Source organism: Streptomyces sp. NEAU-174, from assembly GCF_052665095.1.
Genome location: NZ_JBQTCE010000020.1, coordinates 163,952 through 175,292 on the forward strand (window position 1 = coordinate 163,952; position 11,341 = coordinate 175,292).

7 protein-coding genes are annotated in these 11,341 nt (G+C 71.5%); 4 read left to right on the plus strand and 3 right to left on the minus strand.

What is annotated here, in order from left to right; translation table 11 throughout:
• Nucleotides 1-164 precede the first annotated feature (164 nt).
• Both ACT2CW_RS41740 and ACT2CW_RS41745 read left to right on the plus strand, forming a co-directional pair.
• On the plus strand, nucleotides 165-1,226 hold the full coding sequence (locus ACT2CW_RS41740) for a LacI family DNA-binding transcriptional regulator (protein ID WP_445517033.1): 1,062 nt from the start codon (nucleotides 165-167) through the stop codon (nucleotides 1,224-1,226).
• Entirely contained in the window at nucleotides 1,223-2,173 is a 951-nt protein-coding gene (locus ACT2CW_RS41745) for a carbohydrate kinase family protein (RefSeq protein ID WP_138911189.1), read from the plus strand. Before ACT2CW_RS41740 ends, ACT2CW_RS41745 begins: the two co-directional genes overlap by 4 nt.
• A 71-nt stretch (nucleotides 2,174-2,244) precedes the next feature.
• On the opposite strand, the gene uvrA is transcribed toward ACT2CW_RS41745, so the two are convergent.
• Nucleotides 2,245-5,262, minus strand: a complete 3,018-nt coding sequence (gene uvrA, locus ACT2CW_RS41750; RefSeq protein WP_445517034.1) for an excinuclease ABC subunit UvrA — start codon at nucleotides 5,260-5,262, stop codon at nucleotides 2,245-2,247.
• 582 nt (nucleotides 5,263-5,844) lie between these two features.
• Between uvrA and ACT2CW_RS41755 the strand changes: the two genes are divergently transcribed.
• Both ACT2CW_RS41755 and ACT2CW_RS41760 read left to right on the plus strand, forming a co-directional pair.
• Nucleotides 5,845-6,501, plus strand: a complete 657-nt coding sequence (locus ACT2CW_RS41755; RefSeq protein ID WP_445517035.1) for an MBL fold metallo-hydrolase — start codon at nucleotides 5,845-5,847, stop codon at nucleotides 6,499-6,501.
• 121 nt (nucleotides 6,502-6,622) lie between these two features.
• Nucleotides 6,623-7,933 (plus strand): MFS transporter, encoded by a 1,311-nt coding sequence (locus ACT2CW_RS41760; RefSeq protein WP_445517036.1) that lies wholly within the window; start codon nucleotides 6,623-6,625, stop codon nucleotides 7,931-7,933.
• Between the two features lie 98 nt (nucleotides 7,934-8,031).
• On the opposite strand, the gene ACT2CW_RS41765 is transcribed toward ACT2CW_RS41760, so the two are convergent.
• The gene (locus ACT2CW_RS41765) at nucleotides 8,032-9,036 is read right to left on the minus strand and encodes a TerC family protein (protein ID WP_164430193.1); all 1,005 of its coding nucleotides are present in this window, start codon (nucleotides 9,034-9,036) and stop codon (nucleotides 8,032-8,034) included.
• Between the two features lie 252 nt (nucleotides 9,037-9,288).
• On the minus strand, nucleotides 9,289-11,250 hold the full coding sequence (locus tag ACT2CW_RS41770) for a TerD family protein (RefSeq protein WP_445517037.1): 1,962 nt from the start codon (nucleotides 11,248-11,250) through the stop codon (nucleotides 9,289-9,291).
• Nucleotides 11,251-11,341 lie beyond the last annotated feature (91 nt).

An 11,341-nucleotide genomic window follows, 5' to 3' on the forward strand; every position in this document is an offset into this window, starting at 1 on the left:
AGAAACGGCAAAAACTCTTTTTGTAGACACCACCCCTGGGGGGGGGGGGGGGGGGGGGGACGTAAGCGTTTGCGCAAACGTTTACGTCCGACGGTCGATGCGATACGTTACGTGCCCCCAGCAGGGCTCGGCAGAGATCTCGACGACGTTAAGGACCGCAGCGGATGGCAACCATGGTCGATGTCGCCCGGCGCGCCGGGGTGTCCGTGGCCACCGTCTCGCATGTGCTCAACGAGACCCGGCCGGTGCGCCCCGGCACCCGTAAGGCCGTGCTGGACGCCATCGACGACCTCGGGTACATCCCCAATACGCTGGCGCGCTCCCTGGTGACCGCGCGCACCCGCTCGATCGGCCTGGCCGTCTCGGCGATCAGCAATCCGTACTTCACCGAGATCCTCCAGGGCGTCGAGTCCAGCGCCCTGGAGCGGGGCTACGGGCTGCTGATCGCCGATCCGCATGACGACCCCGCGCATGAGCTCACCGTCGTCCGGCTGCTGCATGAGCGGCGGGTGGACGGCGTGATCGTCGCCCCGTCGGCCGAGCCCGCCGGGCTGCTGGAGTATCTGGCCCGCCGTAAGATCCCCGCCGTCTTCCTCGACCGGCTGGTCGGCGACGCCCATGACCAGGTGTGCGCCGAGAACGCCCGCCCCGTCGAACAGCTGGTCGGCCATCTCGCCGATCTCGGCCACCTCCGCATCGGACTGGTCGCGGGGCTTCCGGGGCTGAGCACCACCAGCGAGCGGATCGCGGGCTACCGGGCCGGGCTGGAGCGCCATGGGCTGCCGTTCCGCCCCGGGCTGCTGGCCGAGGGCCACTCCGAGGCGCGGGGCGCGGAGGACGCCGTCCACCGGCTGCTGGCCTCCCCCGAGCCGCCCACCGCGATCATCACCGCGAACAACGCGATGACCATCGGCGCGCTGCGCGCCCTGCGGACGGCGGGGCTGAGGGTGCCGGACGATCTCGCGCTGGTCTGCTTCGACGACTTCTCCTGGGCGGATGTCTTCTCCCCCGGGCTCACCGCGATCTCCCAGCCCAGCCGGGAGGTCGGCGCCACCGCCGTCCGGCTGCTGCTCGAGCGGCTGGAGCATCCGGGGCGGCCGCCGCGCACCGTACGGCTGCCCTGCGCCTTCGTCCACCGCACCTCGTGCGGCTGTGTGGCCGAAGCCCTCGACCGACCACCGCTCCCCGGAACCCCCGGACTCGCCGGAAAGGACCCCGTCTCGTGATCGTCGTCGCCGGAGAAGCCCTGATCGACCTCGTGCCCGAGCGCACGCCGAGCCCCGCGGCGGGTGACCGGCTGCCCGCGCTGCGGCCCGCGCGCGGCGGCGGCCCGTACAACACCGCGCTGGCCCTGGGGCGGCTCGGCTCGCCCACCGCGTTCTGCTCGCGGGTCTCCACGGACGGCTTCGGGGAGGCGCTGCTGGAGGGGCTGCGGAAGGACGGCGTGGACACCGCGCTGGTGCAGCGCGGCGAGGAGCCCACGACGCTGGCCGTCGCCTCCATCGGGGCCGATGGCTCGGCCGGGTACGGCTTCTATGTGCAGGGCACCGCGGACCGGCTCTTCACCCTGCCGCCGTCCCTTCCCGAGGGGGTGAGCGCGCTGTCGCTGGGCACCTGCTCCCTGGTGCTGGAGCCGGGCGCGAGCGCGTACGAGGAGTTGCTGCGGCGCGAGGCCGCGCGCGGGGTCTTCACCACGCTGGACCCCAATATCCGCACCGGTCTGATCCCCGACGCCGACGCCTACCGGGCCCGCTTCCACGGCTGGCTACCCCATATCGGCCTGCTGAAGCTGTCCATAGAGGACGCGAGGTGGCTGGCCGACTCGGAGGACGCGGGGGATGTCGAGAGGGCCGTGGGCGCGTGGCTGGCGGCGGGTCCGGCGGCCGTGGTGCTCACCCACGGCGGGGAGGGGCTGAGCGTACGGCGCCAGGACGGCTCGGTGATCTCGGTGCCCGGCGAGCGGGTGGACATCGTGGACACCATCGGGGCGGGCGACACCGTGAACGCCGCGCTGCTGCACCGGCTGGCGGGGCACCAGGCGCTGTCGGCGCCCGCGCTGGCCAAGCTGGACGAGGCGGCCTGGCGGGATGTGCTGGGCTTCGCCGCCCGCGCCGCAGCGATCACCTGCTCCCGGGCGGGCGCGGAGCCGCCCTACGCGTCCGAGCTGGCCTGAGCCCACCGCTTCGCCCGTGCTCGCGCCGCGCCCGGGTCGGTCCGGGCGCGGCGCGGGCACAGCGGCTCGGGCTACTTCGCGGCCGCCCGCTTGGAGGCGGCCGTGGTCTTGGCCGCCGCCTTCTTGGCCACGGTCTTCTTCGCCGCGGTCTTCTTGGCCGCCGTGGACTTCGCGGCGGCCTTCTTGGCGGGCGCCTTCTTGGCGGTCACACCGCCCTTGCGCGCGGCGGGCACCGTGGCGTCGCTCACCCGGTCGCCCAGCATGTCCCGCAGGAACTTCCCGGTGTGGCTGACCGGGATCGAGGCCACGTCCTCCGGGGTGCCCTCGGCGATCACCAGACCGCCGCCGCTGCCACCCTCGGGGCCCATGTCCACGACCCAGTCGGCCGTCTTGATCACATCGAGGTTGTGCTCGATGACGATCACCGTGTTGCCCTTGTCGACCAGGCCGGAGAGCACGCTGATCAGCTTGCTGATGTCCTCGAAGTGCAGACCGGTGGTCGGCTCGTCCAGCACATACACTGTGCGGCCGGTCGACCGCTTCTGGAGCTCGCTCGCCAGCTTGACGCGCTGGGCCTCACCGCCGGAGAGGGTCGGCGCGGGCTGTCCGAGCCGGACATAGCCCAGCCCGACCTCGTTGAGGGTGCGCAGATGGCGGGCGATGGTGGGCACCGCCTCGAAGAAGTCCAGCGCCTCCTCGATGGGCATGTCCAGCACCTCGGCGATGGACTTGCCCTTGTAGTGCACCTCCAGGGTCTCCCGGTTGTAGCGCGCGCCGTGGCAGACCTCGCACGGCACATACACATCCGGCAGGAAGTTCATCTCGATCTTGATGGTGCCGTCACCGGAGCAGTTCTCGCAGCGGCCGCCCTTGACGTTGAAGGAGAACCGCCCGGGCTGGTACCCGCGGACCTTGGCCTCCATCGTCTCCGCGAACAGCTTGCGCACATGGTCGAAGACGCCGGTGTACGTGGCCGGGTTCGAGCGCGGGGTGCGGCCGATGGGCGACTGGTCGACATGCACCACCTTGTCGACGAGATCGTCGCCCGCGACCCGGGTGTGCCGCCCGGGAACCGCTCGCGCACCATTCAGCTCACGGGCCAGATGGGTGTAGAGGATGTCGTTGACCAGCGTGGACTTACCCGATCCCGAGACACCGGTGACGGCGGTGAGCACCCCGAGCGGGAAGGACACATCGATGTCCTGGAGGTTGTTCTCCCGGGCGCCGTGGACCGTGAGGCGCCGCTTGGGGTCCATGGGCCGGCGCACCGCCGGCAGCGGGATGGCCTTCTTGCCGGACAGATAGTGCCCGGTCACCGACTCCTGGTTGACCAGCAACTCGCTCAGCGGCCCGCTGTGCACCACCTTGCCGCCGTGCTCGCCCGCGCCCGGGCCGATGTCCACCACCCAGTCCGAGGTCTTGATGGTGTCCTCGTCGTGCTCCACGACGATCAGGGTGTTGCCGAGGTCGCGCAGCCGCACCAGCGTCTCGATCAGCCGGTGGTTGTCGCGCTGGTGCAGGCCGATGGAGGGCTCGTCCAGCACATAGAGCACACCGACCAGACCGGAGCCGATCTGGGTGGCCAGCCGGATGCGCTGGGCCTCGCCGCCGGAGAGGGTGCCCGCGGCGCGGTTGAGCGAGAGATAGTCCAAGCCGACGTCGACCAGGAACCGCAGCCGCTCGTTGACCTCCTTGAGGACCCGCTCGGCGATGGTCTTCTCGCGCGCGCTCAGCTCCATGCCGCGCAGGAACTCGGCGCATTCGCTGATCGACATCGCCGAGACATCCGCGATGGACTTGTCCTGCACGGTGACGGCCAGGACGATCGGCTTCAGGCGGGTGCCCTCACAGGTGGGGCAGGGCACCTCGCGCATATAGCCCTCGAACCGCTCCCGGCTGGCGTCGCTCTCCGCCTCCGAATGGCGCCGCTTCACATAGGGCAGCGCGCCCTCGAAGGCCGTGGTGTACGCCCGCTGGCGGCCGTAGCGATTGCGGTAGCGGACCTCGATCTGGGTCCGGTGCCCGTTGAGCAGCGCCTTCTTGGCGCGCTGCGGAAGCCCGGCCCAGGGGACGTCGGTACGGAAGCCGAGCGCGTCGGCGAGCGCGCCGACCAGACGGCCGAAGTAGTCCTTGGTGTGGCCGTGGGACCAGGGGTGGATGGCGCCCTCGTCCAGCGACTTCTCCTCGTCCGGGACGATCAGCTCCGGGTCGACCTCCATCCGGGTGCCGATGCCGGTGCACTCCGGGCAGGCGCCGAAGGGCGAGTTGAAGGAGAAGGTGCGCGGCTCCAGCTCCTCGAAGGACAGGTCGTCGTACGGGCAGTAGAGATGCTCGGAGAACATCCGCTCCCGCTGCGGGTCGTCCTCCGCCAGGTCCACGAAGTCGAGGATCACCATGCCGCCGGAGAGGCCGAGCGCGGTCTCCACCGAGTCCGTCAGCCGGCGCTTGGCGCTGTCCTTGACGGTGAGGCGGTCCACGACCACCTCGATGGTGTGCTTCTCCTGCTTCTTCAGCTTCGGCGGGTCGGACAGCTGGATGGTGGCGCCGTCCACCCGGGCGCGGCTGTAGCCCTTGGTCTGGAGATCGGAGAAGAGGTCGACGAACTCCCCCTTGCGCTCGCGCACCAGCGGCGAGAGCACCTGGAAGCGGCTGCCCTCGGGAAGCTCGAGCACCCGGTCCACGATCGCCTGCGGCGACTGGCGGGCGATCGGACGGCCGCACTCGGGGCAGTGCGGCTTGCCGATACGGGCGAACAGCAGCCGGAGGTAGTCATAGACCTCGGTGATGGTGCCGACCGTCGAGCGCGGATTCCGCGAGGTCGACTTCTGGTCGATCGACACCGCGGGGGACAGGCCCTCGATGAAGTCCACATCGGGCTTGTCCATCTGCCCCAGGAACTGGCGGGCGTAGGAGGAGAGCGACTCGACGTACCGGCGCTGCCCCTCGGCGAAGATCGTGTCGAACGCGAGGGACGACTTGCCCGACCCGGACAGCCCGGTGAAGACGATGAGCGAGTCGCGAGGAAGGTCGAGTGAGACGTTCTTGAGATTGTGCTCGCGAGCGCCACGAACGATGAGACGGTCGGCCACGCCGGTCGGCACCTTTCTTGAGAGAGTCGGGGTGCGCCGAGCCCGCTCGCGGGGCGGCCCTGCCGGTCGGAGCAGAGGCGGAGCGGAGCGAAGCCCCCAACCCAGGGTATGGGGGCACGACGACGATGTCTTAAGGATGCAGCACACCGAGCCTATAGCACGCACATTCGATTTGCGGGCCACGGGAGCCGACTTCACCCGATCGTGTGGTGGAGACGCGCGACGCCGACATCCGGCGGCATGCCGCCCGGCCGCTCGCCGTCCACTGGACGACCTGCGCACCAGTGCCGCCCGCTTCGACGCGACGGTCGCCGCGCTGTGGCGGATCTGCCCACCGCGTTCGTCGAGAGCCGGCTCACCGTACTCACTGGTACAAGGTTCGCCGGGCACCCGGATATTCCCCCGCTGCGGCTGGTCACCGGGCCCGGCGCACCGGCCGCCCCGCCGCCCCCGGGGAGTCCCCGGTCACCGTCACCGGCTCCCCCGCCGCCCTGCTGGGCCGGCTCACCGGCCGTACGGACGGCGCCGGTCTCTCCTGCCCCGACGGTCCCTTGCCCGCCCTGCCCGCACTAGGCTGAGGCCATGACCTACAGCGGAGTGGTGACGGTCGGCGGACCGGCCGATGTGCATGAACTGCCCGATCTGATGATCTCGAAGGTCGCGGTCGGTCCCATGAACAACAACGCGTACCTGCTGCGCTGCCGAGCCACCGACGAGCAGCTCCTGATCGACGCCGCCGCCGAGCCGCACACCTTGCTGTCCCTGATCGGCGAGAGCGGTATCGCCTCCGTCGTCACCACCCACCGGCACCAGGACCACTGGAACGCGCTGCGTGAGGTGGTGGACGCCACCGGCGCCCGCACCTACGCGGGCCAGTACGACGCCGAGGGCATCCCGGTGCCGACCGATGTGCCGGTCGCGGACGGCGACACGCTGCGGGTCGGCCGGGTCGAGCTGACCGCCCGCCATCTGGTCGGCCACACCCCGGGCAGCATCGCCCTGATCTACGACGACCCGCACGGCCATCCGCACGTGTTCACCGGCGACTGCCTGTTCCCGGGCGGCGTCGGCAATACATGGAAGGATCCCGAGGCGTTCGAGAGCCTGATCAACGACGTCGAGACCAAGCTCTTCGACCAGCTCTCCGACGAGACCTGGGTCTACCCCGGCCATGGCGACGACACCACCCTCGGCGCCGAGCGCCCGCACCTCGCGGAGTGGCGCGAGCGCGGCTGGTAGCGGCGCTCGCGCGGCCCCGGAGCGCCGCACGCCTCCGTACGCCCCGTGACCCCCGGCGGGCCGGGGCGGTTGTCGCGTCATGCAGCACGACCGCTCTCCGCAGCATGACCGCCCTCCGTCCATGGCCCGCCTCGCCGCCGCGTCCCTGGCCGGCACCGCGATCGAGTTCTACGACTTCTTCGTCTACGGCACGGCCGCGGCGCTCGTCCTCGGCCCGCTGTTCTTCCCCACCTTCTCGCCGCTGGCCGGCACCCTCGCCGCCTTCGGCACCTTCGGCGTCGGCTTCGTCTCCCGGCCGCTGGGCTCGATGCTCTTCGGGCCCCTCGGGGACCGCCATGGGCGCCGTCCGGTGCTCATCGCCTCACTGATGCTCACCGGTCTCGCGACCGTCGCCGTGGGTTTCGTCCCGACCTACGACTCGATCGGCATCGCCGCCCCCGTCCTGCTGCTCGTGCTGCGCTTCCTCCAGGGGCTCGGGCTGGGCGGTGAATGGGGCGGCGCGGTGCTGCTGACCGCCGAGCACGCGCCCGCCGCGCGGCGCGGGCTGTGGTCGGGCTTTCCGCAAGTCGGCCCGTCCATCGGCTTTCTGCTGGCCAACGGCACGATGCTGACCCTGTCGGCCACGCTGAGCGACGGCGAGTTCCGGTCCTGGGGGTGGCGGGTGCCGTTCTGGGGCGCGGGGCTGCTGGCGGGCGCCGGGCTGCTGCTGCGGGCCCAGGTGACCGAGTCCCCGCGGTTCCGGGAGCTGGCCGAGCGCGGTGAGCAGGCCGCCGCGCCGCTGGCCGAGGTGGTGCGCGGCCACTGGCGGCTGGTCCTGCTGACCGCGGGCGGTCTCTCGGTGGGCTACGCCGTCTTCTACGCGGTCACGACCTGGTCGCTGGCGTACGGCACGGAGCGGCTCGGAGTGGCCCGTACCACCCTGCTGGGCTGCATCATGGCGGCCGTGGCGGTCCTGGGCGCCCTCACGCCCCTGGCGGCCCATCTCGGCGACCGCTTCGGGCGGCGGCCGATGTGCCTGGTGGGCTGCGTGGCCACCATGGTGTGGATGTTTCCGCTGGTGGCGCTGTTGCGCACCGGGGAGCCGCCGCTGATGTTCCTCGGCTTCCTGGGCGCGCTGCTCGCCTTCATCACCATGTTCGCCGTGACCTCGGCCTATCTGCCCGAGCTGTTCGAGGCGCGGGTGCGCTGTACGGGGGCGGCGCTCGGCTACAACCTCGCGGGCGTCCTGGGCGGGGCGCTCACCCCGATCGTGGCGACGGCGGTGTCCCATGGCGACGGTCCGCCCTGGGGCGTCGCCGCGTATCTGATCGCCGTGGCGCTGCTGAGCCTGGGCTGTTTCGCCCTGCTGCCGGAGACACGGCCGACGGCCGACCGTCCGGATGGTGGACGGCCGACCGTACGGCCTCTGGAGGCCGGGGAGGCGGCTGTGTGAGCCCGTCTCCCGGCTCCGGGGGGGCTAGCTGTCGACTAGCTGTCGGACGCCGTCGGGCGCTCTGAGACGCCGTCAGGGCGGTGACGCCGCGGGCGCCGTCAGACGTCGACGCTGTCCTTGTCCCGGGTCCGGTCCTCCCCGCTCCCCGCCTCCGCCAGGGCCTGTTTCTTCGACGCGTACAGACTGGTGGCCGTGGTGACGGCGAGCACCGCACAGATGACGCCGAGCGAGACCGGGATGCTGATCTCCGGGACATGCACCCCGGACTCGTGCAGCGCGTGCAGCACCAGCTTGACGCCGATGAAGCCGAGGATGATCGACAGCCCGTACGAGAGGTGGACCAGCTTCTTGAGCAGGCCGCCGATGAGGAAGTACAGCTGGCGCAGGCCCATCAGCGCGAAGGCGTTGGCGGTGAAGACGATGTACGGGTCCTGGGTGAGGCCGAAGATCGCGGGTATGGAGTCCAGCGCGAAGAGGACGTCGGTGGTGCCGATCGCCAGCATGACGATCAGCATCGGGGTCATCAGCCGCTTGCCGTTCTCCACGATGAACAGCTTGGTGCCGTGGTACCGGTCGGTGGACGGGAACCGCTTCTCGACCGCCTTGAGCAGCCGGTTCTCCTCGAACTCCTCTTCCTCCTCATCGGCCCGCGCCTCCTGGATGAGCTTCCAGGCCGTCCAGATGAGGAAGGCGCCGAAGATGTAGAAGACCCAGGCGAAGGTCGAGACGATCGCGGCGCCGGCGGCGATGAAGACCGCGCGCAGCACCAGGGCGATGAGCACACCCACCATCAGCACGCGCTGCTGGTAGATCGTCGGCACGGCGAACTTCGCCATGATCAGGACGAAGACGAAGAGGTTGTCGACGCTCAGCGACTTCTCGGTGATGAAGCCCGCGAAGAACTCGCCGGAGGGCTGGCCGCCCGCGAAGACCAGCAGCCCGAGCCCGAAGAGCCCGGCGAGTGCGACCCAGACGGCGGTCCAGATCCCGGCCTCCTTGAGGGAGACCTCATGCGGTTTGCGGCCGCCTATGAAGAAGTCGACGGCGATCAGGGCGCAGAGGCCGAGAATCGTCAGCCCCCACATGGTCACGGAAACGTCCACGGTTCCTCCGGCATTCGTACGGCAGTCTCAGCGTCGTCGCTGCCGGAGGTCTCTTCCGCCCGTGGACCGCGCCATGGACCGGTGTCCCGGGATTCCGTCCGGCCTCCTGGTGCCGGACGGAATCCGTGGTGACGGGAACACCGCTAAGGAGTACTCCCCTCCGCGTAAAAGAGAGTACAGGAATCCCCATGAGAGAGTAAAGAAAAAGGCAAAAGACCTGGTCAGAGCCGGGCCTGCCGTGGTCGGCCCTGGTCAGCCACCGTAGGACTGGCGGGCCCGGGCCGCCCTCAGCTCCTGCGCGGCCCTCCCCACCTCGCCCAGCACCTCGCCCAGCACCCGGCTGCCCGGCGGCACCATCGGCGGCTCGTAGGTCCACGCATGGCCCACCCAGGGGTCGGCGAGGTGGTCGTCGGCCACCGGCGTGAGCCGCAGCAGCGACCGCCACAGCGGGTCCAGCACCGGACCGTAGGCCCGCGCGTCCTCGCGGTCGGCGACCATCATCAGATGCACGCCCACCGAGGGCCCCTCGTCCGCCAGATAGCGCAGCTGGGTGACGGCCCGGTCGTCGAAGCCGTGCGGGAAGTCATGGACGATCAGCAGCTGCTCGGCGGTGTCCAGATCCGGCGGCAGCGCGTCCGTGGCCCGGCTGCGGATCGCCATCTGGACCAGGTCGACCCGCTGGATCAGCGCGGCGAGCACCGCCGAGACCCCCTGGGCCCCGGCCGCCGGCGGCTCGGCCAGCACACCGGACCCCACCAGCGGCGCGAGAGAGCCCGCGGCCGAACCCGCCGGGTCGATCACACGCACCGCGAACTCCCCGACCGGATAGACGGCCAGCATCCGCGCCGCGATCGCCACCGCCGCGTCCGCCGCCAGCCTGCGCAGCTCACCGGAGTCGGCCGGTCCGTCGAACGAGCCCGAGCGCCCGGCGTCGATCCACAGCCCGCGCTCCAGCGGCAGCCGTACCAGCATGGGGATGCGCAGATCGGTGCGCTCCGGAAGGTGCAGATCGCCCAGGCGCAGGGCCATCGGGACCTCCATCGGCACCTGGTACGCCTGCCACACCGGGCTGTCCCAGCGGGCGTAGGCGTACGGCAGCGCGGGCTCCACCACCTCGGCCTCGGCGATGAGCTGCGCCAGATCGCGGTCGAGGGCGGTCCGGGCCTGCTCCACGAGGCCGGTCTGCTTGGCGCGCGCCTCGGCGCGGGCGGAGTCGGCGGCCGGGCCCACCCGGGTGCGCGGGTCGGAGAGCACCCGGTCCAGCTCCTGCTCCATGCGGGACTCGGCGAAGTCCACGGCGCTGCGGTAGGCCGCGGTGGTCCGGGCCAGGTCCTCGAACATCCCCCAGACCTGGTTGTAGAGCCGCTCGTCCATGGACCAGCCGGAGGCGTCGCCCGCGACCGGCCGGGCGGGCTGCCCGGGGGCGGCGGGCGGCGCCGTGGGCGGGGGCGTGGGCGGCGCGGCCGTACGGCGGCCGGGGTGCTGGTAGTCGACGGACCCTCCGGCGGCGGGCGCGCCCTGCGGCTGCTGCGGCGGGGTCTGCGGCTGCTGCGGCGCGGTCTGGGGCTGGGCCGGGGCCGGGTCAGTGCCGCCGCCCGCGGCGGCCGTGCGCACCCGGCCGTCGCCCTCGGGGCGGGGCGGGGGCTGGGCGACCGAACGGGCCATCCCGCGGGCCACCGCCTCGTTGATCCGCGCCGCGAGGTCGGCGCCCTGCTCCAGCCCCTGGTCGTGCAGCATGGCGGCCAGCCCGCCCGCGTACCCCTGACCGATGGCGCGCACCTTCCAGGCGCCCTGCCTGCGGTAGAGCTCCAGGGCGGCCACCGCGGACTCCGAGTCCAGGTCGGTGATGGTGTAGCTGGCGATCTCGGTGCCGTCCAGGCCGGTGACGGCGACGAACGGCGCGGCCATGGCGCCGAACCGGGCCGGGCCGCCGACGCCGGTCGGCAGCGCGAGCAGCACGGTGACCCGGTGGATGTGCTCGGGCATCGCGTCGAGGTCCACGGCGAGCCGGTGGGCGGCCGCCGCCTGTTTGGGCACCTCTATCCCGGCCAGCTGGGGCGAGGCGGGGTGCGCGACCCATTCGGCGCCGTGCACCGTGCCCCGCTCATCGCCGAGTGTCGCCCCGGCCACGATCGGATTGCCCGCAGAGATCCGGATCTCCAAACGGGTCTGGGGCAGCGGGTGGTTCTGCCCTCGGACCAGCTCGGCCGTCATGGCTGCGTCCCCTCGTTGTGTTCCGCTGTGTGCCGTACGTGTGAGTGGTGATGCGGTGGTGCGGTGAGCGCGTCGGCCCGGCGAGCTCTGC